The organism is Tardiphaga sp. 841_E9_N1_2 (assembly GCF_051811065.1).
Classification (GTDB): Bacteria; Pseudomonadota; Alphaproteobacteria; order Rhizobiales; family Xanthobacteraceae; genus Tardiphaga; species Tardiphaga robiniae.
In genome coordinates, this window is record NZ_JBPWQC010000001.1 from 6,224,439 (window position 1) to 6,251,378 (window position 26,940).

Consider the following 26,940-nt stretch of genomic DNA (forward strand, 5'->3'; position numbering starts at 1 on the left):
ATTATTCCACGTACGGACAATCTTGGAGCGAGCAATGGGCATCGTGCGGTTTGCACTGAGATTTCCGTATACCTATTACGTGGTGGCGGTGCTGATTCTGTTTCTCGGCGGCGTTGCCATCCGCTCGATGCCGACCGACATCTTTCCAGAGATCCGGATTCCCGTCGTAACGGTGATCTGGAGCTATACGGGTCTCTCGACACCTGAGATGGAAGATCGGGTCTCGACCTACAGCCAGTACTCCATCAGCGCGAACGTTAACGGCATCAAGAATATCGAAGCACAAACTCTGAACGGGCTCTCGATTCAGAAGATTTACTTCCAACCCGACGTCAATCTCGACCTCGCAATTTCGCAGATCGTTTCGGCTACAAATGCGATCCGTGCGCTGATGCCGCCCGGCATCCAGCCGCCAATCGTGGTGCAGTTCAATGCCTCCAGCGTTCCGGTGCTGCAGCTCAGCCTCAACTCCGATACGCTCAACGAACAGCAATTGTATGATTTCGGTATCTACAGAGTCCGGCAACAGCTGGCGCCGGTGCATGGCGTGACGCTACCTACCCCGGCTGGCGGCAAGTATCGCCAGATTATGGTTGATCTCGATCCTGACAAGCTGCTGTCGCGCGGACTGACGCCGCTCGATGTCGTCAACGCGGTCAACACTCAGAACCTGACGCTGCCGACCGGAACCGCCAAGATCGGCGACAAGCAGTATACGATGCGTACCAACGCGACGCCCGCCAGCATCGCTGACCTCAACATGATCCCGGTCAAGTTTGTCAACGGCGCGACGGTCTTTCTGAAGGACGTTGCCCAGGTTCGTGACGCGTCGGCAGTGCAGCAAAATATCGTGCGCCAGGACGGCCGGCGTTCGGTGCTGTTAAGTATCATCAAGAACGGTAACGCCTCGACGCTGACTGTGGTCAACGCAGTCAAGGATGTGCTTAAACAGGCGCGGGCGGCAGCGCCCGCCGGGTTAAAGATCAACGAATTGTTCGATCAGTCCGTATTCGTCAAGTCATCGGTGACGGGCGTGCTGCACGAAGGCGCGATCGCCGCCGGCCTGACAGCGCTGATGATCCTGCTCTTCCTGGGATCATGGCGCTCAACGCTTGTGGTGATGATCTCGATCCCGCTGGCGATTCTGTCGTCGCTCGTCGTGTTGTATTTCCTCGGCGAAACGCTCAACACGATGACGCTCGGCGGCCTCGCGCTTGCGGTCGGCATTCTGGTCGATGATTCCACGGTAACGATCGAGAACACGCATCGGCTTCTGACTGAGGAGCACATGGCGTTGCCGGATGCGACTCTGCATGGCGCAGCCGGCATCGCGATCCCGACGCTGGTCTCGACGCTGGCTATCAGTTGCGTCTTCACCTCGGTAGTGTTCCTCGATGGCCCCGCGAAATATCTGTTCACGCCGCTTGGCCTCGCGGTCGTATTCGCCATGCTGGCATCCTACGGCCTGTCGCGGACGCTCACCCCGATCACGATCGGACTGCTGCTGCGATACGAAAAGCACGGCCCAGACGATGGCCATCCGACGGGGCTGTTCGCGCGGCTGTCGGGTGCGTTCGAGCGCGGCTTCGAACGAATGCGTACTGGCTACGTCGCGCTGCTAACCCAGTTGCTCAAGAATCGCGTCGCCGTGCCGGTGGCTGCGGTGCTGATCATCGGTCTCGGCGGCGTCATGCTGGTCTCGGTCGGCCGCGATTTCTTCCCGCTGATCGACGGCGGCGAGATCCGGCTCCACGTCCGTGCCCCTGCCGGCACGCGGATCGACGCCACCGAAAAAATCTTTCAGCAGGTGGAGGACAAGATCCGCCAGATCGTTCCGGAGAGCGAGCGTAGTCTGATCGTCGACAATATCGGCCTGCCTGCTCGACCCTATAATCTTGCCTTTACCGACGGCTCAACCATCGGTGTCAATGACGGCATTATTCAGGTGGAGCTCAAAGAAGGTCACAAGCCGACCGCTGACTACGTTCGCAAGCTGCGCGAGGTGCTGCCTGCGGCATTCCCCGACGATGTGTTCTACTTCCAGGCTGCCGATATCGTAACGCAGATTTTGAATTTCGGGCTGCCGGCGCAGATCGACGTCCGAACCGTAGGCTACGATCCTGGTGACCATGCTATCGCGCAGAAGCTGCGGGAGCGCATCGCGGCGATCCCCGGCATTGTCGATGCGCATCTTCAGCAGGAAACTGACGCGCCGTCATTTTATACCGAGATCGACCGTACCCGCGCGGCGCAGCTGGGACTCAATGCCAGTACGATTGCGACGAATATCAATGTCAGCCTGAGTTCCTCGTCGCAGGTGTCGCCAAACTTCTGGACCGATCCGACATCTGGCATTCCCTATTATCTCGCCGTGCAGACACCCGAATACCGAGTCAATTCGCTCAACGCCTACGGCAATACGCCGGTGTCGAGCACGCTGACCGTCGGCGGCCAGCCGGTGCCGGGAATGCTCAGCAACGTCGCGACCTTCAAGCGCGAGCCGCTGCCCACCAACCTGAACCAGGCCAACGTGCAGCCGGTTTACGACGTCTATGCCAGCGCACAGGGCCGCGATCTCGGGGCGATCTCCGCCGACATCAACAAGGTAACGGCCGATTTGCAGAAGGAGATGAAGCCCGGAAACAGCATTGTCGTACTGGGGCAGATCCAGAGCATGAACGATGCCTTCGTCAACCTCGGTATCGGTTTGCTGTTCGCGGCTGTGTTCGTCTACCTCCTGATGGTGGTGAACTACCAGAACTTCAGCGATCCCTTCGTCGTAATGTTGGCGTTGCCGGCGACCCTGGCCGGCATCGTCACCATGCTGTTCATCACAGGTACCACCCTGAACGTGCCGTCGATGATGGGCGCGATCATGGCGGTCGGCGTCGCGTCGGCGAATTCGATCCTGTTGGTTACCTTCGCGCGCGAGCAGCAACTCGCAGGCCATTCTGCGTTCGAGGCCGCAATCAGCGCTGGCCACACCCGGATCCGGCCGGTGCTGATGACCGCGGCGGCGATGATCGTCGGCATGATTCCGATGGCGATCGGCAGTGCCGGGGAGGAACAGAATGCAGCGCTCGCCCGTGCGGTGATCGGCGGATTACTGTTTGCGACGCCGACCACGCTTTTGATCGTGCCGTATTTGTTTTCGCTGTTGCGCAAACGCGTCGACGGCCAGCCGCAACACGGCGTCTTTGAGGAGGCAAGTTCATGACCGGGATTCAGAGGTTGCATGAGGCGCGGACGCAAGAAGAGCCATCCGTGGTAAGTCGGCAGGCGGATCCGCCGCCGGTGCGGCCTCGTTCCAAGGCCCGACTGATGCTGGTTCTGGCGGTTCTGTTGTTACTCGGCAGTGGTCTCAGCTTCGGCTTCTGGCGGCATGAGCAGGCGCAGCAGGCCGTTGCGGACGCAGCAAAGGAACTCCGCGATCTGGTCCCGGACGTTAAGGTCGCGGTTATCAGCGACAGCACCGGCAGCAACGACATCTCACTGCCGGCCACCACCACGGCGTTCGAAGCGGCGAATATCTTTGCCCGAACCAGCGGCTATGTTGAAAAACGCTATGTAGACATTGGCGATCGGGTCAAGGCTGGCGACCTTTTGGCCGAGATCACCGCGCCGGAACTCGATCACCAGATCACTCAGGCTCAGGCCACGCTGAAACAGAACCAGGCTGCGTTGCAGCAGACCCAGGCCAGCCGCGATCTGGCGGACGCCACCAACGGCCGTGACAGCAGGCTCGTGAAACAGGGCTGGCTGACGCTGCAGCAGGGCGACAACGACCGGCTGACGCTGGCAGCCCAGCAGGCGGCGGTCGGAGTCGCGCAGTCCAACATCGCCGCGCAAGAGGCGCAAATTCGAATACTCACGCAGGAGAAGGCTTATCAGCGCGTGATCGCGCCGTTTGACGGCGTCATCACCCAGCGCAATATCGATAACGGCAGCCTAGTTCAGTCCGGATCCACGTTTATGTATACGCTGATGCACAGCAATGTCATCCGCGTTCAGCTATTCGTGCCGCAGGACGCGGCGTTCGGTGTGACTCCCGGCGTGAAAGCGAGCGTCCACGTCCCGGAAATTCCCAATCAGGTGTTTGACGGCACGGTCACGCGGATCGCTTCTGCGTTGCAGCCCGGCAGCCGGACGTTGTTGACCGAAGTCGACATCCCCAACCCGGACGGGGCGCTCAGGCCGGGCGTCTATTGCACCGTGGATCTGCATGTTCCTCGCAAGACGTCTGCTTTTATCGTGCCCGCAGATGCTGTGATCTTCAACGCCGATGGCACGCAAGTGGCCGTTGTGGAGAATGGCATCGTCCATATGCACAAGATCACCATCGCGCGCGACTTCGGCACCTCCGTCGAAGTACGCAATGGCATCAAGGCCGGCGACCAGGTGGTGCTGAATCCCATGGTGAATCTGGCCGAAGGTCAGAAGGTGAAGGCCCACAAGCAGGCGGCGTGAGCAAGAAAGGAAACGTAGCCATGGTGCGACTGCTGGGCGTTTTGATCCTATCGCTGTTAGGCTGCGACGCGGTTCTGGCGCAGGTCTCGACCATGGGCTCGACGTCGATGGGGCTTCCGACCACTCCTGGTACGATGGTTTCCTCGCCGCTCAACGGCCCGAGTCCGTTCTCCGCGGCGACGCTTCCGGGGGCGGCAGATACCAGCTTGGCTCCGGTGCCGCTGGCGTCGGACCCAACAACGCCGGGCACCGTTATCAATTGCGCGCCAACCACAGCGCCAAGTGCAGCGACACCCGCTGCCGCCCTGGGAACGATCTCGACGACGAATCTCGGTAGCGCGACCGGTGCGGCCACCCCGACCACGCCGGTTGGTAGCCCGCTGGACTCCAGCAGCTGTGTTCTGAACGGGAATACCAGCCCAAGCGACCCCTCATCGTTGCCGCTCACGACTCCGCTGATTTCCAGCGTCCTACCCGGCACGCTTGAGGCGCCGACTGCCATCCTCGGCGACACCAGTATCGCCCCGTCGGCGACGATGCCTACACCGAACGCGACGGCCTGCAACGAGACCGTCTCGATGAACCTTGCCGCTCCCGGCATGATGGCGGCTGCCAATGCCACGGGTGCCACGGCGACGCCAGGGGTAACCGCGCTTTCGGGCTGCTGAGATATATTAGGATGCGATTTCGCAACGATATCGACAGTCTGGAAGCGTTGTTGGATCGCGTTTTTCGCTTTCGTGCTGTCTCGTTAGATCGAAGACGAAACGGCAGCGGCGCCCGGCCACGTGCCAAACTATGCCGATGGCTTCTCCTGCCGCAAAGCAGACATGCTTAGTGTGGTTCAAGACGCGAGATAGCGCGAAGCAGGTGAAAGTGGCCTTTCTTAGCCTGTCCATTCGGTGGCGACCTTTGACGTAAACTGAACTGCTGCATAAGAAACAGACATTTTTTATACAGTTCGCCGGCTGACTTCGAATAGCAGCTTCTCGGCGCAAAGAAGTCATTGGCGTCAGTGCAAAAATTCTCGTCGTTTTCTTCCATCGCTCGCCATAAAATCCTGCGTTACTTCTTAAAGTCTTCATGGCAGGCTATGACTCTTGAGAGGGGGCTTCGTTTCACAATACCAGTGTGCCTAGCCTTGTTTTGAGTTTTTCTGGGATGGAGCAGCACTTGTGATGGCGCGAGGCGTTTCTCAGATCAATCCCCGATTGTCGATACTACGCAGTCATCCATTTTTCATTGATCTCGACGCCAAGGCATTAGATCAACTATGCCAGTATGCGAGCTTCCGAAAGTTCAAACGCGGGGCGACCGTCTTTGTGAGAGGAGATCCCGGCAATAGTCTCTTCGTCGTGGTGAGCGGCGCTGTCAAGATGAGCGTCGCCTCATCTGAGGGACGCAGCGCTATCCTCAATCTTGTGACGAAAGGTGAGATATTCGGGGAGATCGCCTTGCTCGATGGGCTTTCGCGAACGGCCGATGCGATCGCTCACACCAATTGCGAGCTTATCGTGATCGACCGGCGAGATTTCTTTCCATTTATCGAATCCCAACCGATGCTGGCCATGAAGTTCATTCACTTGCTTTGCGCTCGTCTGCGCTGGACGAGTGAACAGGTCGAGCATGTCATTCTGCAGGACCTGCCTGCGCGGCTAGCGAACCTGCTGATCGGTTTGGCCTCGAAGCACGAGCCTTCCGACGTCGGCCGTCCTTTTATCGTCACTCAACAAGAGATCGGCGAGATGGTCGGAGTGACTAGAGAAAGCATCAACAAGCAACTTCGTGCCTGGTCCTTGAAAGGGTGGATCCGCCTTGAGCCCGGCAGCATCGCCATCCTCAAGCCGAAGGCGCTAGCGGCTGTTGCCGAAGCCGAGCCTGCAACCCTTGATGCGTCGGGGCGACCGTTCAAGGTGTGATGTGGTTCACATGACTTCGTTGGTGTTTGGCCCATTAGTGGCCGGGTATCAGGAGGTATTCGGCATGGCATCCGTCGACGAATTGGAGCAAACCTATCGCCGCATTTACCGACGCCTCACGCTCGGGGTGTTTATCCTCTACGGCATCGTTGTAGTGTTGGCTGTCACGGTGCTGCTCGGCAACCCGATAAAAAGCTTCTAGACGCCGGACAGGTGGGAGCTCCCATCCCGAAGGGCGGCTCGTCTGCGTGTGGCGACAGTGAGCTCGCTAACGCGAAGGGTTGGTTCCCCCTAAAGGTGAGGCGCGCCCGCTATGGGCTCGATAGATCCGAGAAATCGTATGGGATGACGTTCACGCAGCGGACGGGCTGATTCAGCACGTGTTCGGCGGCCAGGGCAAAATCATCCGTGTGAACCGCTTCGATCTCCGCTGCGCAGGCTTCATTGGAGACAAAGACGTAGAGGACGTCCTCATCCATTCCTCCGACTTTCATACCCAGGCACAAGCGGTCGTAAACACGCGGCCCCAGCAGGCTGTTGAGCATGGCTTCGATGGCAAGTTGTTGTGTTGTCGTTGGTCGCATTTGGCCTCCATAAGGCTACTATGCGAATGAATGGACGGCTGTCTGTGATCTAGTTCACTGACGCGGGGAAATGCGGCAGCTAACGTGTCGGCCATGATGGCGCTGGCCAGCGGCTGGTTGTTGCGGCTTGCAAAATCTGACAACAATCCTAGTTTTGGCGAGCTGTCTTCGATGGAATATAGATAGTTCTACAACTACAAACGCTCTTGTTCTAATGCTGAGCACTCCAACCCGAGCCGAATAGGCGCACCGATGCATGGGATTCGCGAGACCAAGGATCTGGTGCTGCCGGCAGACGGCCAGGATCAACATTCATTGAAACTATTCCGGGATCAGGTGGTCGGCGACGATACGCCGGATCAGTCGGCAACCGGCACATCCGGCTCGAAGCTGACTGATCCCAATGGACTCGATCCAGGTGGCGTCAGCGCCGTGGATCGCTTCGGATGGCGCATCCGTATGTGGGGCGAGCTCGTTAAATACCGGCTGTCCTGCCATGTGCTCTCCCATCTTTGGTTGTTCAAGGCGGTCTTCGTGGTGCTGCGCGTCGTGCGGCCCATCACGATCGTCGGCAATGTCCTTGTGGCGACAAAAGCCAGCGATGTACGCGACGTGCTCGAACGCTTCGACGACTTTGAACTGGGCGACACCATCGAGCCCGGAATGCCCTGGGGACCGTTTCTGATGACGGTCGATGGGCGAGAGCAGCATGCCCGCGAGAGGGAAATGCTGCAGAGCGTGGTCGAGAAGACTGATGCCCGGCTCATCCGGACGATCGCTTCCGAGAATTGCCAGTCCTGCATCGAGGCATTGAAGGACTCGGGTCAGATCGACGTTGTCGCCGATCTGGCGGAGCCGGTGATGGTTGCCGTCCTAGCCGAATACTTTGGCGTCCCTCCACTGAATGGAGACCGGCAGCGAATGGCAGGCGTTATGCGGAATCTGGCCGGCATCATTATGGTCAACCCGCCAGTTGGTTCGCTTCCGTGGAGCCGGTCTCGCGCCGATATCGCAGATCTGACCTGTCAACTGACGCTGCAGCTTGGATCCGGCGGCCCCACTACTGCCGCTGCATCGCACCCATCCATTCCCGCTCACAGCCTGCTGGCACGGTTGCAGCGCCGCCATGGTCAGCCGGGCAACTCGCCCTGGTTTGATGAGGAGTGGATTCGCTGCTATCTGACCGGGCTGGTCGCGACAGGTGGAGCCACTATCATCCGCGGTGTCACCCATGCCGTGGATCAACTGCTGGAGCAGACCGGGGCATTGGCGCATGCCCAGGAGCTGTCCGCCGCACTCGAGCGTGCGATCCACCACGATCAGACATCGATCACTGCTGATGCGCCGAATGGCCAGCTCGCAGCGGCGCGGGAGGCGTTACGTGGCTGCATCTATGAAGCCATGCGGTTTCGTCCGATGCTGCCTTTGCTGGTGCGAACATGCCCGCGTGATACGATCATCGCCAACGGCACCCCGCGGGCCCGGCGGGTGCCTGCCGGGACGCTTGTCTTGGCACCGCCGCTGGCGGCCATGTTCGATTCCGAAGCATTTCCAGACCCGCTCACATTTCGCGATCGTCCCATCGAGAGTTACTTTCATTTCGGTTTCGGGCCGCGCCACTGTTTCGGCAAATACATTGCTGACGTGGTCATGCTGGAGATCGTCCGCGCGCTGATGCGCCTGCCGGGTCTGGCGCGCGCGCCCGGACAGGGCGGTCAGGTCGGCTACGACGGGCCAGCACCTTGCTCGCTGCGCGTGACGTTCAATGCGAATGGATCGGAGCCCGTCCATTGAATCCGAATTTCACAACGATCATCACGCCGATCGAACCGTCCAAAGTGGAATGGTGCAGGGGCTATCTTCGCGACAATGCCGACCCGCAGTTTGGCGGTGAGGCAGCGTTTCTTGAGTGCCGCCCATTGTTTCCATTCGACAAGATTGCAGGTCTGCATTTTTGTAGTTTTGTCATCCTGGACGCTGCCGACGGGGGCGGGCCTTGTCTCGTATTCGAGGCAACGTTCGATGGCCCGAGAGCGGGTTTTCTGGATGAGCTGTTAAGGTATGCACCAATTGGTTTCGACGAGGTCTACCGCCGGTGTGTCGGCTATCCCTTGTCAGGAACAACGACCCCAAATCTGGTCCGGGAGTATTGGGAGCGCCATGACGTCGGTGCGAATACCTTCTTTAGTGGCAGTCCCGGCCGCACGGTGGTGCAGGTCAAAGGCGAGAACAGCGTTCGGAAGGGAATCGTGTCGTTTCTTTCGGCGCGATTTCTCGTCGATGCGATCTTGCCCGGTCGCCCGGCTGGGTTGCTCGATCTCGTGACACGAGAGTGCATTCGCGGCAGTGCCGACAATCGCTGGGCAGAGCAGCCGGCGCAATTGCCATGGCAGATGACGCTTCGAACCCAGATCGCCGTTGCGGCTGGTATCGTCGTTGCGCTGCTGGCATGCGCTCTGGGCGCACTCGTGTGCTGGGCTTTGGGCTATCGACCATCAGCGCTCTACGCGGTGTTGCCGCTATGGCTTGAGACGGTCGGTCACGCAACGCAGCATCTCGATAAAAAGGTATCGGCATTGCCGTGGGTCTCACAGCTCACCGAAGTCATACAGCCGGCAACGCTGACCGGCTTGATGCTATTGAGCGTAATGTGGCTGGTGGTCCGGGCGGCAGAACTTCTTCTCCGGAGTGCGAGCAAAAATACCCGCGACCAGCATCTGTTCTGGCGCTTTCCGCTGCAATTGGCGGTCGTTACACGATACGCGCTGCTCGGTGTGCTCATCGGTGTTGTCACGCTCGCGGTCATCTCCGGCGTTGACAGATCACCGACATGGGCCGGGATATTGGTGGATGGTCCGAGTGGGATCCTGATGTCGCTGGGTGCGGTGCTGGTGGTCATGTTCCAGCTTGTCTGTATTGGGGGGCTGTTGCTCGTCGGCTGGTATTGCACGACATCGCTGCAGTTGATGGTCGAGCTTCAGCCTCTCAGTAAGACGCGCGAGAATCTGCGGCGTATGGCATTGGACGTCATCCAGTTCGCCATGTTCCTTCTGGTCTCGGTCGGCGTCCTGCTCGTTGCAGCGCTGCTGCCGGAAACGGTCATCAGCAACGTGGCTGGAATGGCCAGATCGCTCACTTACGGCTGGCTTCTGATGGTTCTGCTGGGATGGAGCGGCGTGATGGCCGGCTATCTCGTCGGACTGCTGGCTCTGTGCGCGGTTGGGGCACTCGAGTATCGCGACAGGACGACGTTTGAACATCCCGCGGGTCTTTTGATCCGGGCTCGCGACAACGCGCGCAAATATGCGCGCGAGGAAGCCGGAATTAACCGGTACCAGAATCATCTGGCCAGCATCACCTGTGTGAAGCCGGGTGTCCTTCGATACTGGATCCTTCGACTGGCCCTGTTCGCCGTCAATGTTCTCGCGAAATTCTGGTTCAACAAGGGTGAGCTTGGCGGCATCCCAACCATCCTCTCGGCGCGCTGGGTGCTGATCGATGGTGGCCGGCGTCTGCTATTTCTCGACAATTTCGGCGGTGCCTGGGAGAGCTACCTCAACGAGTTCATCGATCTGGCCGCCGTGAAGGGGCTGAATGCGATCTGGACCAATACGTTCGTGAACGCGGCAGGGAAACGCTACGGTTTTCCGCCCACGCGTTTTCTGTTCTGGCAAGGCGCGCAGGATGCGAGGCCGTTCAAGGCCTATGTGCGGCAGAGCCAAGTGGAAACCATCGTCTGGTACGGCGCCTATCCTATGCTCGGTGTTGTCGGCATCAATGCGAACACCGATACCAGACAAGATCTGTTCGCTCCGTTGAGTTCGCCGGCTATCGATCGATTCCTCCAACGTCTTTGAAAAACCATGAACACGGAAAAAATCGAATGGCATGATGTGCAGGGGCTGCTGTTAAGCGGCTATCCGCAATTGCCGTACTCCGCCTATGTGGCCTGGCACTTTCTTCCAGGCCAGCGGGATGCTGCCAAGCGCTGGCTGCGCGATCTGGCCGAGCGATTGATGCGCGCGGACAGGATTGAGGGGGAAGATGACGGCGCGACGGATCTGCAGTTACCGCCGACGAACATCCGGGCACTTAAGGCCATGCGTGTTGGCGATCGGACGGCGATCAATCTGGCCATCACTGCCAGCGGCCTCCAGGAGCTAGATCTCGACGAGCATCAGCTGTCGGACTTCTCCGTGGAATTTCTCGAAGGCATGGCGCCGAAGCCGACGTCTGGCAGACGGATGCCCCGACGCTCCGGCCTTCTCGGCGACGCGGGAGAAAGCTCACCGTGCCGATGGGAGTGGGGTGGATGGGGGCCGTCCGCCGAGGTGCACGGCATGCTGTTGCTTTATGCATCCGAAGAACATGTGTTGCAGGCCCTAGTCCAGGCGGAGCAGCGCGCGATGAACGGCATTGCTGACGTTGTTGTGACTGGTGACCAAGGCAACGGCCGGCCCGTCATCGTCCATGGCCGCCTCTATGACGATGCCAAGGAGCATTTCGGCTTCGTCGACGGCATCTCGCAGCCGATCATCGAGGGGTCGCCCCTGGCTATCCGAAGCGAGGAAAACGCCAAGAACGAGAAAAAAGCCAAGTCTTGTCACACCCCCGCGGGCAGTGGCGAAAGAGACAAGGTCCTGAGCGCAAAAGACCGCCGCATCTCCCTGGTCAAGCCAGGCGAATTTGTGCTCGGCTATCGCAATGAACGTCGGGAGCGCATCAGCAGCCAATCCGTGAAGCCCGGCTCCAATCTGCGCGATCTGCTGCGTAACGGAACCTACCTGGTGTTCCGGCAACTGGAGCAGGACGTGGACGCCTTCGAGAAATTTGTTGCCAGCCTCGCTACCCGAATGCATGGCAAAGCCGATGTCGAGGCGACAGAGGAGGTTGCGGCACGGCTGATCGGTCGGTACCGCAACGGTGCGCCGCTGGTGCGTGCCGGCGCCGATTCACCGTCGGCACCCGAACGCAATGATTTTCTTTACGCCTACGAAGACGAGTCAGGGATGGCCTGTCCGATTGGCGCGCATATTCGCCGTGCCAATCCGCGCGATGCCATTGGCTCCGACCCGGATGTCGCACTGAAGCTGTCCAAGATGCATCGCATTATCAGGCGCGGCCGGCCGTATGGAGCCAGGCGCGGCGAGCAGGACGAGACAACCGGCAAGGGTTCTCGGCGCGGGACGGCGTTCATCGCGTTGAACGCCGATATCGCTGGCCAGTTCGAGATGATCCAGCATTCGTGGCTGAACAATCCTCAGTTCGGAGGACTGCCCGTCGGGACCGATCCGATTAGCCATGTTGCCCATGACGGAGATGAACTCGTCATTCAGCAGAGACCGTTCAATCTCCATATCGAAAAACCTCGCCCCTTTGTCACGGTGCGCGGTGGGGCGTACTTTTTCCTGCCGGGCATCAATGCCATCCGCGCCCTGGCCGATTGAGCTCGCAGCCAGGATCTGATTCAGGCAACCAAGGTGGCAAGCGCATCATTGCAGAGCGTCGTGTAAGGCTGCATGGAGCACTGTTCGGCGAGACCGAGCGCTTCGCGATAGTATCGTTCTGCGGTGGTCGTGTTGCTCGTATCGAGAATATGGGCAATGTCGCCCAGAAGCTTCTTGGCGTAGACTTGCTGCGGCAATTCTCCGCGCTCTTCCGCCAGTGCTAGCGCTCTTTCAGCTACGGCTTTGGCTTCCTTGCTGCGGCCGGCGGCAAGGAAAGCACGACCTTGAGCGATGAAGAGAAAGCGCCAGCCGAATGCGTGTTCAGCGAGCGGAATATCCAGCTTTTCAGGCACTGCGAGGATGTTGAGTGCAGATTCGACATCGCCCAATGCGAGATAGGCTTCGCCCATCCGGGACGCGAAGACCGGGTACATCTGTTTCATCTCAAGATCGAGGCATGTCTGCCAGCTCTCATTCAGCAGCGCGAGCGCTTCGACAGGGCGCCCTTGCGCGATCCGGAGCCGACCAAAAACATGATTAATGTTGGCGCGTGAATACGAGTGGTTCGCCGCCACCGCCAACAGCCTTGCCTCTTTTGCAAGAGCCTCTGCGCGAGAGAAGTCACCGAGATCGATCAGTGAATCGGCCATGAAGGTCCGAAGCATCACGCTGGGAAGCGCGGCCCATCCAGCGCGCTTCTCGTCGACCTCTGGCGTTTCGATCGCGAGACATTTTTCGTGATACGCAAGCGATTGCGTGAAGTCGCCGGTTTCATGGTGGATGATGCCCACATTGTGGAGAGCGGCAAAGGTTAGGACGGGTTGGCCGATCTTCTCTGCGATCGACTGTGCCGTTTGGGCAGCGGTCATGGCTTCGACGTGATAGCCAAGTCTCCAGAGTGCGACTGTCAACTGACAATTCACCGCCGCAATCCGCCATGGTTCCCGGGATTCTTCGGCCAGCCGGCGCGCCTCACGCAAGACGTCGGCAATACGTTGATGCATGCCGATTGGTTCGAGCGCCGTAATCACCGTCAGATGCAGATCTATTTCAGAGATGGTTTTCTTCGATGACGGCGGCCAATGCGCCAGCGTTTCGCGGCCACGCTCGTAAATGGCGATCGCATCCTGATTGGCGCCACGCTTGATTGCTCGACGGCAGCTCCGCAACTGATACGGAACTGCCTTTTGCCATAGCTCAGCGAGAAACGCGTGGTCGGCAAGTCGGTCGATATACTCGTCGAGACGGTCGGCGAATCGAAGCTCGATAATTTCGATCGCCTTGGCGTGGAGATAGCGACGGACGCTGAGTAGCATCATGCCGTAGGCCACTTCTCTCGTGAGCTCATGTTTGAACGAATATTCGACGGTGCCGGAGGCAGTGGCCATTCTGAGAAAATCCCCCGACTCCAGCGCCAGAAGACGAGGAGCCAGTTCGTCGGGATCAGTTCCAACCATGCCGGACAGCAGGATCAATGAGATGTCTTTGCCGATCACGGCGGACATTTGCAAAAGCGATTTCGTCGCTTGATCGAGTAGGTCGATACGCGATGCCAGAACGGAATGAATGGTCTCGGGGATTTTGATATTAGACGATCCATCGCTGACTTTGTAGCGGCCCGGATCGCCGACTAGCACCTTCGTATCTTTGAGTGCCTGGGCCAGTTCCTCCACGAAGAGTGGATTGCCTTGCGCTTTCGCGAGGACACGTCGTCTGATGTAGCCCAGACTTCCGTCATCGCCCAACAGCGATACAAGCAGTTGATCACCGTCCGGTTCGCTGAGCGGCGCGATGTCAAGGCGTTCAACGGCTCGGCCGGACCAGATGCGTTCCGGGCGTTGCGTGACGACCACGAGGACCCGGGCGTTATCGAGCATCCCCATGATGCTGTTCAGAATGAGCTGGGTTTCGGCGTCGACCCAGTGGATGTCTTCGATCAGGATGAGCAAGGGCGTCAACCGTTCCTGCGAGAAGACGAGCGTCTTCATGGCGTCGATGACCTTGTTGCGTCTTTCGGATGGCTCGAGCTTTTTCCAGTCTTCGTCCTCGCTGTTGAGATCCAGGAGCGAGAGGATGGCCGGAAGATGTGGGGGCAGATTTGGATCGAGGCGGGCAATACGGGTGCTGGTCCGGCTGGCAGCTGAGGCGGGGCTATCCTCGGCGCGTACGCCGAAGAGCTCACGTATCAACGTGCTGACGGGATAGTAGCTGGAGTTCGCGCGTTGAGAAGCGCAGGTCGTCTGCAGGACGAGCCATTCTTCTGGGACGCTGGCGATGAACTCATGGACCAGACGCGATTTGCCGATCCCGGCAGGGCCGACGATGGTCACCGCGCGTCCGTGTCCCGCAGCGGCGTTATCCAGCAGTTTCTTGAGGAAATCTAATTCTGTCCGACGTCCGATCAGCGGACTGAGGCCGCCGGAGGAGCGAGCCTGCCAGCGCGTGCGCGGCCGCATCGACACCAGTTCATAGGTCTCCACCGGCTCGGCGACCCCTTTGGCTTTTTCGGGCCCGAGCTGCAATGCGCTGATGAAGCCCTTCGCGAGTTGGAAGGTGTCGGACGACAACTTGATCGAGCCAGGGGAGGCAAGCGCTTCCATTCTGGCGGCGAGGTGAACCGTTTTTCCAACGGCGTCATAGTTCATCGCCAGATTGTTGCCGATCGAATGAATGATGACCTGTCCGGAATTCAGGCCAATTCTGATACTGATCGAGCGCTGATGCAGACGATTGAATTCGATGATCGCATTTCTCGCAGCCAGTGCTGCGCGGCAGGCCTGGACGGCGTGGTCTTCGCTCGCAATGGGGGCGCCGAAGAGCGCCATAATGCCGTCACCGCGCGTTTGATTGACCAACCCATCGTGCTCATGCACGGCGTCCATCAGCCGCTTGAGCACTGGGCCAATAACTTCCAGCGCTTCTTCTGGGTCCAACTGGTCGATGAGTTCGGTCGACCGCTGGATATCGGCAAACAGGACGGTGACACGTTTGCGCTCGCCCAGCATGGATGTGCCGGACCGCATGATACGCTCAGCGAGTTCTGGCGGGATTTGCGATTGCAGGAATGAGAGTGCATGAACGCCAAGCGCAGTTGGAGCAGCCCTTGGCCGCCCGCAGCCACCGCAAAAGCGTGCCTCCAATTGCATCGTGAACCCGCAATACGCGCATTGGTTCGCGGAATCGTCCAATAGGTTGTGCCCTTCTTTGGATGCCACCTTTCACCCTTTCCGGCGGAGCAAGCAATCTATCCAATTGCGCGATCATGGCAATGTCGGGAGCTATGTCTCAGGCCAGGGTGAGCGCGGTGTGATCTGGAAAGCGTCGGCCAGTTGCGCCTAGTACCAAATCGGACGGTTCGCCCGATTTGGATGGGGACAGTGCAATAGGCGCGCCATGCTGCAAGCGTCGACGAACATATGAGTGACAGCAATTGGCGCAATGCGGACATCGTTGACCCACGAAATCTCCCTCGTAGCATCGTTGCCGCTCGGATGGCCGCACAGCATCAACACGTTGGTTTCAACTAGCGATAGCCTGCCGTGCGATTAATTCTTGGCGATTGTAAGCTGGACCCATACTTCATTGCTCGCGACGTCGGTCGCGGTTCTGGTGTAGGTCTACATCGTCGCACATCCTCGGTATCAGTGTCGAACTCGCGGTGGTGTACAGTTAGATGTGGAAGAGCGGTGAACAGGTGAACGAAAAGTGGTCGGCGTCAAATGACGTAGTGCACGCCGTGCCAGTTATGAGCGTCGTCGAGTTTTGCGGTCTCGACGTGAATATACGTGCAGATCTTGCATAGGTAGACTCTCACCTCGACCCCGTCGTCGTATTTGCAGTGTCGATCTAAAGACATCTGGTAACGGCATCTCAGGCAATGCGTATTGTCTGCCATCTGCGCTCACCGAAACACCGCTGGACGCTTCTCGACGAACGCTCTGACGGCTTCGCGATGCTCCTCGGTCTGCGCGGAGCGGACCAGCCGCTCGGCCTCCTTGTCTAGCGATGCGGTAAAGCCGACGTTTTGCACCTCGTCCAGGTTGTCTTTCATGGCGCTGTAGGCCTTCGTGGGTCCATTCGCCAATTTCAACGCGATCATGAACGCCTCCTCGGCAAGCCTGTCGGCCGCTACGATCCGATTGAATAATCCCATAGTTTCGCAGCGTTGTGCATCGACTCTGTCGGACAACAACATCAGTTCTCTTGCGCGGGCGGCTCCCACCGTTCGCGTGAGTAGCCAGGCGATGCCGTAGTCGCCGCTCAGCCCGATTCTGGCATAGGCCGTACTGACGAATGCTTGCTCAGCTGCGATGCGGATATCGCAGGCCAATGCGAGCGAGAGGCCTGCGCCTGCAGCCGCACCGGGAAGGGCCGCGACCGTCGGCTTCCGCATCTCGAACAGCGCGCCGGTCAAAGTGCGTTGACGTTCGATCAGACGCGTTACTTTCTGACCAAAGGTTAGTTCGTCTGTGCTGCTGCGGTCGCCCATGCCTTTCACATCGCCACCCGCGCAAAAAGCCTCGCCGGCGCCGGTGATCAGCACCGCGCGTACGCCATTGTCGGTCGAGCAGTATACGATCATCCGGCGCAGGGCGGGTGTGAGTTTGTCCGACAGCGCATTGCGGGCCGCCGGGCGATTGAGCGTGATCACGGCGACCCGACGGTCGATATGACAAAGCAATTCGTCCGTTCCCGTTTCGACCGAAACCGGCGTCAAGGTCGTCATGAAGAGTCTCCCCGTCGAGCACTGTTTGAAAATTGACAGTTCTAAAATAGAACTATAGTCTTCGAGCAAGAGGCTGCAAGGCAGGATCGTCTCCGCTTGAGCCGATTGTCAAAGACGGTCAGCTGAATGACCGTCGGGAGGAAATAGATGCGCGGTCTGTCCGTGAAGTCCGATGGACTTCCGACGGAGCGATGTTGTGCCCGGTCGCGTGGAAACAGCATCCTCATCTCGAGCCATCCAGGCGTCGCGGTTGCCGAGCGAGTTGTGCATCGACGCGCAGGGGCGATAGTCGCATGAGCAATGTATCCGAGAATGGAGAATTCATCAGGATCGTCGGCGGTCGCGTGCTGTCTAACACCGTCGTCCGCACGCCCGTAATCCGGATTGAAAGCTTCCGCAGGGACGTGTCGAAGCAGGTTCAATGGCATTTCAAGCAGCCAGAACTAGCGCTCTTCTTCTATAGGAGGGGTGCGCGGAAGCTGCGCGGCAAGATGGATGGTAAGTCGTTCGACCAGCAACTTGCCGGCAACTTGGCCGTCTATCCGGCTGGCTTGGAGATCGATGGCGAATTCACCGTCACATCGGCAAGGTCGGATTATACAGTCGTGTTCTTCGACCAGACGTTCATATCGGAACGACTTCCGAGCTTTGCGGCAGCGCCGAGACTGGGCTTCGATAACCCGGCAATCGCCTTCGGACTGGAAGAACTGTGCAGCGAGCCGCATCATGACGACGATGTCTATGCGATGATGGCAGAGGGGTGGGCAACCCAGACACTCGCTGTTCTAAAGCGGATGAGCGGCACCAAGACGCCGCTTGGCAACCGAGGCGGTCTCACCCACTGCAATCTTAAAAGGATCTCCGAGTTCGTCGAGGAAAACCTCGGTCGGTCGATCGGATTGATGGAGATGGCTTCGCTGGTCGGATTGAGCACTCGACATTTCATTAGGGCATTTTCCGAAAGTACCGGCGATACCCCGCATCAGTATGTCATCGGTCGGCGCATTGAGCGCGCCAAATACCTTCTTATTAGTGAGAAGTGTTCGCTGACGGAAGTTGGCCTTGCAGTTGGCTTCAGCCATTCGCAACATTTCACGACGAAATTCAAACAGCACACTGGTCTTTGTCCGTCGGGCTTTCGCGCCGCGGTGCGGCATTAGCAAAGTCGGAAAGCAATGTCGCTTTCACGTAGATCCGGCACTATCTGGCAAGCCTGGTCGCCCGCGTTCTTCTAACAGATCCACTCAACGGTGCGTCGTGCGCCGAATGCAGTGGGAATGGAACGCATGCCAGGGCCTCTTTTGGGAGTTCGCGTACTTGATCTGACCAGCGTCGTGTCGGGTCCATTTGCAACCATGTTCTTGGCGGACCAGGGCGCTGAGGTCATCAAGATCGAGCCGCTGGGCGGTGACATCACGCGCCGCAGCCGGGCCGCCATCGACAAGGCCGGGCAGTTCTCGGCGCTGTTCATCTCGTCGAACCGAGGCAAGCGCTCGATCTCGCTCGATATCAAAAGCGAAGCCGGTGCGCGGATCGTCAAGAAGCTCGTCGCCCAGTCCGATGTCCTCGTGCAGAACTTTCGCCCGGGGACAATGGAGCGTCTCGGGTTGGGAGCCGACGAACTCCGGGCCCAATTTCCGCGCCTCATCTACGTATCGATCAGCGGGGTCGGTGAAACCGGGCCATACGCCAAGAAACGCGTCTACGATCCGATCGTCCAGGGGCTGTCGGGTTTCGCCGACATCCAGTCGCAGGCCGGCACCAACCGACCTCAGATGATACGGACCATCGTCGCAGACAAGACGACGGCTGTGCTGACGGCACAGGCCGTGTCCTCGGCGCTCTATGCGCGCGAGAAGACTGGACGCGGCGATCACATTCGGGTCGCGATGCTGGACGCCATGCTGTCGTTCCTGTGGCCCGAAGGCATGATGCAACACACCGTCGTCGGCGCGGAGGCCTCGTCGCCGGATCCTAATGATCGCCCCGATCTGATCTTCAAGACCGTGGACGGCTATATCACCGCAGGCACGATCTCGGATTCCGAGTGGCAGGGCTTCTGCCGCGCCACCGACGACCCTGAGCTCGTCAAGGACGAGAGGTTCGCGACGCCTGCGGGGCGCTCGGTCAATGCCACCGCGCGCATCAACAAGATGCAGGAATACATCGCCACCCGGACCACGGCCGAATGGCTTGCCAGGCTGGACGCCGCGGACGTGCCATGTGCACCGGTGCTGCGCCGTAGCGAGATCGTCGCCAACGAGCAGGTGGTGGCGCGCGGCATCATCCAAGAGTTGGAGCAGCCGTCCGTCGGCCGCGTCCGTCAACCGAAACCGGCGGCCCGGTTCGAAGAGCGCCCGGCGGCCATCGGCGGGCCGGCACCACGCATTGGCGAGCATAGTCGGGAGATCCTGCGTGATCTTGGATTCGACGATGCGGCAATCACCGAGATGATCCTGTCGAAGGTCGTCCGAATTGAAGGCGAGGGACGTTGACATGACTGACAAGAAGCAGGTGGCGCTCCTGGTGGGAGCGGGGGATGCAATTGGTGCGGCCGTCGCGCGGCGATTTGCACAGGGGGGATACGCGGTCTGTATCGCGCGGCGCGATGCTGAAAAGTCTGCGGGCCTGGTCGAGGAGCTGCGCGCGCAGGGCCACGATGTCCACGCCAGATCGATCGACGCCCGAAACGAGGAGGAGGTGCAGCGGCTGTTCCAGACGGTGGAAGATGAGATGGGCCCCATCGCGGTGTGCCTGTTCAATGCCGGATCCAATGTGCAGAAGCCACTCCTCGAAACGACCGGGAAGCTGTTCTTCAAGGCCTGGGAACTAGCCTGCTATGCCGGCTTCTTGGTGGGACGTGAGGCAGCGAAGCATATGGTGCCGCGCGGCGCCGGCACGATGCTGTTCACCGGCGCGACGGCCAGCATGCGCGGCGGCAGCGGCTTTGCCGCTTTCTCGGCAGCGAAATTCGGTCTGCGGGCCGTTGCGCAGGCCATGGCGCGAGAGCTCGGACCGAAGAACATCCACGTCGTGCACCTGCTGATCGATGCCGGCGTCGACAGTGAGGCGATCCATGAGCGGATGAGGAGCCGTGGCCTGGATCCTGCCGCCCGTCAGCCCGACAGCCTCACCACGACGGCGTCGATTGCGGAAGCCTATTGGTTCGCCCATGCGCAGAAGCGAGACGGATGGACGCATGAGCTCGATCTTCGGCCGGCTGCGGAGAAATGGTGATGAACCCGGAACTCGTGTTGTGGGGCGTTGGCACCAGCCGGACCATCCGACCTCACTGGGCGCTTCATGAATTGAAGCTTCCCTATACCCGAAAGCCGATCCTGCCGCGGACGGGGGAGACCGAAACGCCGGAATATACGGCCCTCAATCCCCGGCAAAAGGTGCCGCTGTTGCAGGACCACACGCTCGTCATCGGCGAGAGCGCTGCGATCATCGCCTATCTAGCCAAGACCTATCCCGACCAGGCCGCCTCCCTCATTCCGAAAGACTCCGAGACTTACGCGAAGTGGCTCGAATGGTGTTTCTTCATCGTCACCGAGCTGGATTCCACGAGCCTGTACGTCATGAGGCGGCATGGGCAGATCAAGGGACTGTCTCACATCTATGGTGATGCACCGGGCGTTGTCGCCCAGGCTGCGGAGTATTTCAGGAAGCAGTTGAAGCACGTCGATGCGGCGCTGTCCGACGGGCGGGAATATCTCCTGGGTGAACAGTTCACCACCGCAGACATCCTGCTGACCACGTGTCTGACCTGGGCCATCGATTATCAGGTAGCGATCTGCGAGAGCGCGACGCCCTATCTCGACCGTGTGCTGAATCGCCCCGCCTATCGGGATGCCTCGGCGGCCAACAAGCCGGGCTGATCGCTCCGACAAGACCGGGCGGCGTTGCAGCCGTAACACCGGCGACGCTGGCCGCGCGTAAGCGAAATTGCGCCGGTCTCAAGACGACGATCCGCAGCCGAACAGGCCTCAATGACGCGGACGGAAAAATGACGACGCCTATCAGAGGGAGGATGAAGAATGAAAATAACGCGCCGGTCTTTCTTGGCCGCAACGGCGTCCACCGTTGCAGTCCCGTCGATCGCACGATCGGCGGCGGACACCTGGCCGCAGCGACCGATCAGGATCGTCGTCGGCTTCGCCCCGGGCGGACAGACCGACGTCTATGCGCGGATGTATGCCGAGTTCATCGGAAGCCAGACCGGCGTGCCAGTGATCGTCGAGAACAAGACCGGCGCGCTCGGTTCGATTGCCGGGGCCGAGGTCAAGCGGGCAGCGCCGGACGGCTATACCATCCTGTTCAATACGTCTGGCGCGATGACTGTGAACCGCGTGCTGGTCAAAGATCTTGCCTACGACACGGATAAGGATTTTCAGCTGGTTTCGGCGATGCCGACGGGTGGACTGCCGCTCATCATGCGCAAGCAGTTGGGCATCACCGACCTCGACGGCGTCGTTCGTCATGCACGCGCGACGGGGCGCATGACGCTCGGAACGTTCGGGGTCGGCTCACCTCCGCACCTCACGATCCTCGCGCTCAACAAGCAATATGGCCTGAACATCGAGCCGATCCACTACCGTGGTGAGGCACCGATGTTCACCGATATGCTGGCACAGACGGTCGACGGCGGTGTCGGTACGATCGTCGGCGCGCAGCCGGTCCTGCAGAGCGGGTCGGGTGCAGTCGTCGCTGTGCCGCGCAAGCGGCTCACGACCTTTCCGGAAGTCAGGACGTTTGCCGAGCAGGGGGCGGATTCGCCGCTGTTCGGTCTGCTGACCTATCAATGCTGCGCGGTGCCCACCGGTACGCCAACGGCCATTGTCGAACGCCTGTCGGATCTCATCATGCGGGCGGCGCAGACCGAAAAGGTCAGGACGATGTTCCAGACGTTTGGAATCGATGAAGGACCGATGTCGATGCAGGCGACGCGCGAGCTCTATGCGCGGGAAGCGCCAGTCTGGATCGAGCTTGCAAGGCAAGCGATTGCAGATCGAAAAACCTAGCGGCGACGTCGCGTCAGCTCGCCACTTGCGCGGCGGTCATTTTGCGATTGACAAGTTCTTTAAAAGAACTGACCTTGATCACCAAGGTCGCTGACCAATAATTGCGATCAAATGATTGCATGCCGCCGCTAAAATCGCGGTGAGCAAGGGGAGGGTATGATGCGTCGGATCACGACAGCGTTGACGGTCTGGATTGCTCGCAAGGCTGCGAAGGTCGGCTGTGATGCCGATGGCGGCGCAGGCCGCGCGCGGCGCGGCGTGGCGCGATGATCGGTCCCGATGGGATCGTGCGTCAACGGCCCATCGGATAGATCGATTCAGCCAAATTCATTTCGAGGGCCGCCCGGTTTGAACGACGCAGCGGCGCCGGGGTTGGCCGGTCTCTGCCCTGACGAGCTACGGCGCGGCGGAGATGGCCGTCGATCGGGACGTCAGCTCGCGGACATCGACAGATCCCGCGCAGCAGTGCTGTTTCTCGTGCAGCAGCGCCGGGGGAACTCCTCATTCGAGAATTTCAAATGGCAGGCAGTCAAGCTTGCGGTACAGGAGGGAGCAGACAATGATGAGAAGAATGTTTGTTGGCGTTGCAATGGCAGTGATGCTGTTCGGACTGCAGGTGCGAGCCGAGACTGTCGGTGTCACGGATACCGAAATCAAGATCGGTGCAACCTTTCCGTTCAGCGGCCCGGCGTCGCCGTTGAGCAATACCGGCAAGGGGCTCATTGCCTATGTCAACTCGATCAACGATCGCGGTGGCATTGGCGGCAAGAAGATCAATCTCATTACCTATGATGACGCCTATAGTCCGCCAAAAACGGTCGAGCAGACGCGTAAGCTGGTGGAAAGCGATGAAGTTGCCTTCATGTTCAGTCCGCTGGGCACTCCGGGAATCGCGGCCACCATCAAATACGTAAACTTGAAGAAAGTGCCCCATTTGTTTGTGGTGAGCGGTGTCAACAAGTTCACGAATTTCAAAGAATTCCCGATGACGACGACCGGCCTGCCGAGCTACGACACCGAGGGGAAGATTTACGCGAAATACATCACGAAGACGCTGCCGGATGCGAAGATCGCGCTGCTCTACCAGAATGACGATTTGGGGAAGGACTTCCTCGCTGCGTTCAAGGGATATTTGAAGGACAGCTTCGACAAGAAAGTCGTGGCGTCCGCCTACGAACTGAGCGAGCCGACCGTCGATACGCATGTCGTGAATCTGAAAGCATCAGGCGCCGGAGCATTCCTTGTTGCCGGCACGCCGAAATTCGCCGCGCAGGCTATCAAGAAAGCGTTCGACATTGGCTGGAAGCCGCTGTTCCTGATCAACTATGTTTCAAGCTCGGTCGCTTCGACAATCGTGCCGGCGGGGCCCGAAAAGGCAATCGGCATTGTCGCGGCGACCATCGCAAAGGACCCAAGCGACAAGAAATGGGAGAATGATGCCGGCATCCAATGGTACAAGTCTCACTTCGCGCAATATCTGCCCGGCGCCGACATCGGTGATGCAAATTATGTGTACGGCACGGAGCAGGGCCAGATATTGGAGCAGATTCTCAAACAGTGCGCTGGCGATTATTCCCGCGAGAATATTGTAAAGCAGGCGCGCAATATTCGAGATCTATCCCTGCCGACCTTGATGCCGGGAATTACCATCAATACCGGACCACAGAACAGCATGGCCTATACCCAGCTTCAGTTGCAGCGCTGGAGTGGAACTTCCTGGGAGCAGTTCGGCGGTCTTCTTGATGCGACTTCGGAATGATGAGGTCGCCACCAGGTCCGCGCCGACTTCGGCACGGACCTGGTACTTTACGCGCGACTGGCCTTGCTCGTATTGGCTTTGGTTGTGCGGGCCTTTGAAATGTGGGGCTTGGGGGCTACAGCTTCGCGAGCGCCAGGTCCTGGATGGACGTGGACCTCCTTGGCAAGCACCGGCTCGCCGCATTCTGAGCAGATCATGAGTGGATCGAAGTGCTTGCCGCATGACTTGTGCTCGTGAAGCATCGGTCGCCCCCGCGAGTCGACCATGTGGATGTTACCCCAATGAACGACCGACATGATGATCGGGTAAAGGTCCAGTCCCTTCTGAGTCAAAATATACTCGTATCGCTTGGGTGCATCCATATAGGGAATGCGCCGGAGCACACCGAATCGAACCAGCTTCTTGAGGCGGTCGGCGAGCAGGTGCCGTGTAATTCCCAGCGATGTCTGGAAAGCGTCGAAGCGACGCTTGCGCAGGAAGCATTCGCGCAAAATCATAAGCGTCCAGCGGTCGCCAATCACCGCGACGGTGCGGGCCAGCGAACACGGCTCTTCCTCAAGCGAATCCCATTTCATCCCACGTCTCCGGCATTCCCATTCCGCGCATTCTATTTTGGCATGGACCTCAAAACAATACCGTTGTCGCCGTTCCAGTTTCAAAGCAGGTTTCGCCGTTGACAGTTCTAAAATAGAACTCTAGCGTTCGGTCGGGGCGGACATTTGATCGTGCCCATCAAGATAAAAGGGGAGGCGCCGTTGACCGATCGATCACAGCCGGAATTCCATTTCGATTTCGGCAGCCCGAACGCCTATCTCGCCGAAGCCGCACTCCCGGGTATCGAGCAACGCACCAAGGTCAAATTTCAATATATTCCGGTCCTGCTGGGCGGGATTTACAAAGCTACCGGTAATATGTCGCCTGCGGAGTCGTTGCGCGGCATCAAGAACAAGCCTGAATATCAGAGGCTGGAGTCCGAGCGCTTCATCCGGCGCCACGGTATCACCAAGTTCAACAGCAATCCGTTCTTCCCGGTCAACACGCTTATGCTCATGCGCGGCGCTGTCGCGGCTAAGTTCGAAGGTGTGTTCGATCCGTATTTTAGGGCGGCCTACCACCATATGTGGGAAGAGCCGAAGAAGATGGACGACCCCGAAGTCTTCGCCGCGGCCTTCAAGTCCTCCGGCATCGACATCGACAGGTTGATCGCGCGGGCGCAGCAGGACGACGTCAAGCAGAAACTCATCAAGGACACGAATGACGCGGTTGCTCGCGGGTCATTCGGGTCGCCGACGTTCTTCGTCGGCAACGAGATATTCTTCGGCAAGGACAGTCTCAGGGATGTGGAAGAGGCGATCGTTGAGCAGGCTTCTTTCCTGAAAACGAGGACGGCCTAGGTTACCTGACCATACAATCCAGAAGCTGCGACTAAGCGGCTCTTTTCCCGGGAGGACGAAGATGTTGAAGACGGTGGAAACCGATGAGGCAGCGCGCATACTTTCCGCGTTGCCGCGCCGCATCGACCAGGTCATTGATTGCCATGCTGTCGAAACACCCGATCGGATAGCGTTGATCGACGACGGGGACAGCATGACCTATGGTCAGTTGCATAAGGCCGTCGCGGATATTGCCTTTGACCTCACCAAGCTCGGCATCAGGCCCGGCGACCGCCTGATGATCGTCAGCGAAAACAGCATTCCGCTCGCAGGTCTGCTGCTCGCGGCAAGTCGCCTCGATGTCTGGGCGATCGTCGTCAATCCACGGCTTTCCGCTCGTGAGCTGGATCAGATCAGGGATCACAGCGGCGCACGCCGTGTGCTTCTGACGGTCGGCGTGTCCAAGGAAGCTGCGAGCCATGCCGCGCGGTATGAAGCCCAAACGCATCGGATCGGCCCGCTATCGGAGGTGGCCGTTACCGCTCTCAACGAGGGCACGTCACCCGAGCGAGTGGAGGACAGCCCGAAAGATCAGGTGGCCGTTCTCATTTATACGTCGGGTACGACCGGCACGCCCAAAGGCGTGATGCTGACGCACGAGAATCTGCTGTTCAGCGCCAAGACCACGGCCGACATCCGTCGCATGACGCCAGACGACAAGCAGTACATCGTTCTCCCGATCTCGCACATCGTCGGCATTTCGTTGCTGGTGATGACCTTGATGACGGGTGCGCCCGTCCGGTTGGCAAGCAAGTATGATCCGGCCGCACTGGCAAAGGCGATCTCGGACGAAGGCATCACGATCCTGAATGGCGTGCCGGGGACCTATCAGCGATTGCTGGAATACAAATCGGTTACCGGTTTGAGCAAGCTCGATCGAGGCTCGTTGCGTCTTATTGCGGTCGCAGGTGCGCCGCTCGACCTGGACCTGAAGTCGCGCGTCGAGCGCGAACTCGGGCTCTCACTGTTGAACGGCTATGGCATCACCGAGTGCTCACCCGGATTATCCGGCGTGCGCATTGATGCGCCGCGCGACGATCAGGCGGTTGGCCCGCTGCTGCCTGGTGTCGAGGCCAGGATTGTGGGTCTCGACGGATCGCACAAGACTGCCGGCGAGGTCGGCGAGCTCCATGTCCGCGGGCGGAATGTGATGCGCGGCTATTATCGGGCGCCGGATCTGACCGCGAAGGCGATCGATCCGGATGGCTGGTTCAACACCGGCGATCTGGCCCGCTTCGAGGGGGATTGTCTCTTCATTGTCGGCCGCACCAAGGAAATGATCATCCGCTCGGGCTTCAACGTTTACCCCGCCGAGATCGAAGCGGTGTTGAGTACGCATGCCTCGGTCGTGCAGTGTGCGGTCGTGGGGCGCCCGGTGGACGGTAACGAAGAGGTCGTCGCCTTTGTGCAGCTTCTTCAGGGGACCGAGACAACGGCCTCCGATCTGATGGCGCATGTCCGCCCTCAGCTCACATCCTACAAGCGCCCGTCGGAGATCATCGTGCTGCCGGCGCTGCCGGCCACATCCACGGGCAAGATTCTGAAGCACAAGCTGGCGGAATCGCTGCGCAGCTAAGCAGA

At 59.4% G+C, this 26,940-nt stretch carries 21 protein-coding genes; 16 read left to right on the forward strand and 5 right to left on the reverse strand.

Features of this window, described 5'->3' with window-relative positions:
* Nucleotides 1–34: 34 nt before the first annotated feature.
* From AB8A50_RS29745 to AB8A50_RS29765, 5 genes are all read left to right on the forward strand, one after another.
* The gene (locus tag AB8A50_RS29745) at nucleotides 35–3,217 is read left to right on the forward strand and encodes an efflux RND transporter permease subunit (protein ID WP_439079863.1); all 3,183 of its coding nucleotides are present in this window, start codon (nucleotides 35–37) and stop codon (nucleotides 3,215–3,217) included.
* Nucleotides 3,214–4,467 (forward strand): efflux RND transporter periplasmic adaptor subunit, encoded by a 1,254-nt coding sequence (locus AB8A50_RS29750; RefSeq protein WP_439079864.1) that lies wholly within the window; start codon nucleotides 3,214–3,216, stop codon nucleotides 4,465–4,467. Before AB8A50_RS29745 ends, AB8A50_RS29750 begins: the two co-directional genes overlap by 4 nt.
* A 20-nt stretch (nucleotides 4,468–4,487) precedes the next feature.
* A complete protein-coding gene (locus tag AB8A50_RS29755) occupies nucleotides 4,488–5,135 on the forward strand; it encodes a hypothetical protein (protein WP_439079865.1) in 648 nt (215 codons plus the stop codon).
* Between the two features lie 510 nt (nucleotides 5,136–5,645).
* Nucleotides 5,646–6,386, forward strand: a complete 741-nt coding sequence (locus tag AB8A50_RS29760) for a Crp/Fnr family transcriptional regulator (RefSeq protein ID WP_439079866.1) — start codon at nucleotides 5,646–5,648, stop codon at nucleotides 6,384–6,386.
* A 64-nt stretch (nucleotides 6,387–6,450) separates the two neighbouring features.
* A complete protein-coding gene (locus AB8A50_RS29765; protein ID WP_439079867.1) occupies nucleotides 6,451–6,588 on the forward strand; it encodes a hypothetical protein in 138 nt (45 codons plus the stop codon).
* A gap of 109 nt (nucleotides 6,589–6,697) precedes the next feature.
* On the opposite strand, the gene AB8A50_RS29770 is transcribed toward AB8A50_RS29765, so the two are convergent.
* Both AB8A50_RS29770 and AB8A50_RS29775 read right to left on the reverse strand, forming a co-directional pair.
* Nucleotides 6,698–6,970 (reverse strand): hypothetical protein, encoded by a 273-nt coding sequence (locus AB8A50_RS29770; protein ID WP_147421613.1) that lies wholly within the window; start codon nucleotides 6,968–6,970, stop codon nucleotides 6,698–6,700.
* A gap of 321 nt (nucleotides 6,971–7,291) precedes the next feature.
* On the reverse strand, nucleotides 7,292–7,468 hold the full coding sequence (locus AB8A50_RS29775) for a hypothetical protein (protein WP_439079868.1): 177 nt from the start codon (nucleotides 7,466–7,468) through the stop codon (nucleotides 7,292–7,294).
* Nucleotides 7,469–7,504: 36 nt separating this feature from the next.
* On the opposite strand from AB8A50_RS29775, the gene AB8A50_RS29780 reads away from it, so the two are divergent.
* The 3 genes from AB8A50_RS29780 to AB8A50_RS29790 are packed head-to-tail and all read left to right on the forward strand — an operon-like array spanning nucleotide 7,505 to nucleotide 12,417.
* On the forward strand, nucleotides 7,505–8,764 hold the full coding sequence (locus tag AB8A50_RS29780; protein WP_439079869.1) for a cytochrome P450: 1,260 nt from the start codon (nucleotides 7,505–7,507) through the stop codon (nucleotides 8,762–8,764).
* Complete coding sequence (locus AB8A50_RS29785; protein ID WP_439079870.1) at nucleotides 8,761–10,827, forward strand: hypothetical protein; 2,067 nt, start codon at nucleotides 8,761–8,763, stop codon at nucleotides 10,825–10,827. The genes AB8A50_RS29780 and AB8A50_RS29785 overlap by 4 nt, the downstream gene beginning before the upstream one ends.
* 6 nt (nucleotides 10,828–10,833) lie before the next feature.
* A complete protein-coding gene (locus AB8A50_RS29790) occupies nucleotides 10,834–12,417 on the forward strand; it encodes a Dyp-type peroxidase (protein ID WP_439079871.1) in 1,584 nt (527 codons plus the stop codon).
* A gap of 20 nt (nucleotides 12,418–12,437) precedes the next feature.
* Here the strand turns inward: AB8A50_RS29790 and AB8A50_RS29795 are convergent, their stop codons facing one another.
* Nucleotides 12,438–15,440 (reverse strand): ATP-binding protein, encoded by a 3,003-nt coding sequence (locus AB8A50_RS29795; RefSeq protein ID WP_439079872.1) that lies wholly within the window; start codon nucleotides 15,438–15,440, stop codon nucleotides 12,438–12,440.
* A gap of 878 nt (nucleotides 15,441–16,318) precedes the next feature.
* A complete protein-coding gene (locus tag AB8A50_RS29800; protein WP_439079873.1) occupies nucleotides 16,319–17,143 on the reverse strand; it encodes an enoyl-CoA hydratase-related protein in 825 nt (274 codons plus the stop codon).
* A 293-nt stretch (nucleotides 17,144–17,436) separates the two neighbouring features.
* Between AB8A50_RS29800 and AB8A50_RS29805 the strand changes: the two genes are divergently transcribed.
* From AB8A50_RS29805 to AB8A50_RS29830, 6 genes are all read left to right on the forward strand, one after another.
* Nucleotides 17,437–18,303 carry a helix-turn-helix domain-containing protein gene (locus AB8A50_RS29805; protein WP_176454723.1) on the forward strand — a complete coding sequence of 289 codons (867 nt, stop codon included), beginning with the start codon at nucleotides 17,437–17,439 and terminating at the stop codon, nucleotides 18,301–18,303.
* Between the two features lie 126 nt (nucleotides 18,304–18,429).
* Nucleotides 18,430–19,638: a CaiB/BaiF CoA transferase family protein gene (locus AB8A50_RS29810; RefSeq protein ID WP_439070646.1), complete on the forward strand. Its 1,209-nt coding sequence runs from the start codon at nucleotides 18,430–18,432 to the stop codon at nucleotides 19,636–19,638.
* A 1-nt stretch (nucleotide 19,639) separates the two neighbouring features.
* Entirely contained in the window at nucleotides 19,640–20,380 is a 741-nt protein-coding gene (locus AB8A50_RS29815) for an SDR family NAD(P)-dependent oxidoreductase (RefSeq protein ID WP_439079874.1), read from the forward strand.
* Complete coding sequence (locus AB8A50_RS29820) at nucleotides 20,380–21,024, forward strand: glutathione S-transferase family protein (RefSeq protein ID WP_439079875.1); 645 nt, start codon at nucleotides 20,380–20,382, stop codon at nucleotides 21,022–21,024. The genes AB8A50_RS29815 and AB8A50_RS29820 overlap by 1 nt, the downstream gene beginning before the upstream one ends.
* Before the next feature lie 159 nt (nucleotides 21,025–21,183).
* Nucleotides 21,184–22,167, forward strand: coding sequence for a Bug family tripartite tricarboxylate transporter substrate binding protein (locus tag AB8A50_RS29825; protein WP_439079876.1), 984 nt, complete (start codon nucleotides 21,184–21,186; stop codon nucleotides 22,165–22,167).
* 559 nt (nucleotides 22,168–22,726) lie between these two features.
* Entirely contained in the window at nucleotides 22,727–23,926 is a 1,200-nt protein-coding gene (locus AB8A50_RS29830; RefSeq protein WP_439080058.1) for an ABC transporter substrate-binding protein, read from the forward strand.
* 47 nt (nucleotides 23,927–23,973) lie between these two features.
* Here AB8A50_RS29830 and AB8A50_RS29835 read toward each other — a convergent pair whose 3' ends face one another.
* Entirely contained in the window at nucleotides 23,974–24,501 is a 528-nt protein-coding gene (locus AB8A50_RS29835) for a winged helix-turn-helix transcriptional regulator (protein ID WP_439079877.1), read from the reverse strand.
* Between the two features lie 144 nt (nucleotides 24,502–24,645).
* On the opposite strand from AB8A50_RS29835, the gene AB8A50_RS29840 reads away from it, so the two are divergent.
* Nucleotides 24,646–25,320: a 2-hydroxychromene-2-carboxylate isomerase gene (locus AB8A50_RS29840; RefSeq protein ID WP_439079878.1), complete on the forward strand. Its 675-nt coding sequence runs from the start codon at nucleotides 24,646–24,648 to the stop codon at nucleotides 25,318–25,320.
* Nucleotides 25,321–25,381: 61 nt separating this feature from the next.
* The gene (locus tag AB8A50_RS29845) at nucleotides 25,382–26,935 is read left to right on the forward strand and encodes a class I adenylate-forming enzyme family protein (RefSeq protein ID WP_439079879.1); all 1,554 of its coding nucleotides are present in this window, start codon (nucleotides 25,382–25,384) and stop codon (nucleotides 26,933–26,935) included.
* Nucleotides 26,936–26,940 lie beyond the last annotated feature (5 nt).

Bases quoted from the DNA above. Each gene is read 5' to 3' on its own strand.
- AB8A50_RS29745 (WP_439079863.1), top strand. From the start codon at position 35: ATGGGCATCGTGCGGTTTGCACTGAGATTTCCGTATACCTATTACGTG.
- AB8A50_RS29750 (WP_439079864.1), top strand. From the start codon at position 3,214: ATGACCGGGATTCAGAGGTTGCATGAGGCGCGGACGCAAGAAGAGCCA.
- AB8A50_RS29755 (WP_439079865.1), top strand. From the start codon at position 4,488: ATGGTGCGACTGCTGGGCGTTTTGATCCTATCGCTGTTAGGCTGCGAC.
- AB8A50_RS29760 (WP_439079866.1), top strand. From the start codon at position 5,646: ATGGCGCGAGGCGTTTCTCAGATCAATCCCCGATTGTCGATACTACGC.
- AB8A50_RS29765 (WP_439079867.1), top strand. From the start codon at position 6,451: ATGGCATCCGTCGACGAATTGGAGCAAACCTATCGCCGCATTTACCGA.
- AB8A50_RS29770 (WP_147421613.1), bottom strand. From the start codon at position 6,970: ATGCGACCAACGACAACACAACAACTTGCCATCGAAGCCATGCTCAAC.
- AB8A50_RS29775 (WP_439079868.1), bottom strand. From the start codon at position 7,468: ATGGCAGGACAGCCGGTATTTAACGAGCTCGCCCCACATACGGATGCG.
- AB8A50_RS29790 (WP_439079871.1), top strand. From the start codon at position 10,834: ATGAACACGGAAAAAATCGAATGGCATGATGTGCAGGGGCTGCTGTTA.
- AB8A50_RS29795 (WP_439079872.1), bottom strand. From the start codon at position 15,440: ATGCGGTCCGGCACATCCATGCTGGGCGAGCGCAAACGTGTCACCGTC.
- AB8A50_RS29800 (WP_439079873.1), bottom strand. From the start codon at position 17,143: ATGACGACCTTGACGCCGGTTTCGGTCGAAACGGGAACGGACGAATTG.
- AB8A50_RS29805 (WP_176454723.1), top strand. From the start codon at position 17,437: ATGAGCAATGTATCCGAGAATGGAGAATTCATCAGGATCGTCGGCGGT.
- AB8A50_RS29810 (WP_439070646.1), top strand. From the start codon at position 18,430: ATGCCAGGGCCTCTTTTGGGAGTTCGCGTACTTGATCTGACCAGCGTC.
- AB8A50_RS29815 (WP_439079874.1), top strand. From the start codon at position 19,640: ATGACTGACAAGAAGCAGGTGGCGCTCCTGGTGGGAGCGGGGGATGCA.
- AB8A50_RS29820 (WP_439079875.1), top strand. From the start codon at position 20,380: ATGAACCCGGAACTCGTGTTGTGGGGCGTTGGCACCAGCCGGACCATC.
- AB8A50_RS29825 (WP_439079876.1), top strand. From the start codon at position 21,184: ATGAAAATAACGCGCCGGTCTTTCTTGGCCGCAACGGCGTCCACCGTT.
- AB8A50_RS29830 (WP_439080058.1), top strand. From the start codon at position 22,727: ATGATGAGAAGAATGTTTGTTGGCGTTGCAATGGCAGTGATGCTGTTC.
- AB8A50_RS29835 (WP_439079877.1), bottom strand. From the start codon at position 24,501: ATGAAATGGGATTCGCTTGAGGAAGAGCCGTGTTCGCTGGCCCGCACC.
- AB8A50_RS29845 (WP_439079879.1), top strand. From the start codon at position 25,382: ATGTTGAAGACGGTGGAAACCGATGAGGCAGCGCGCATACTTTCCGCG.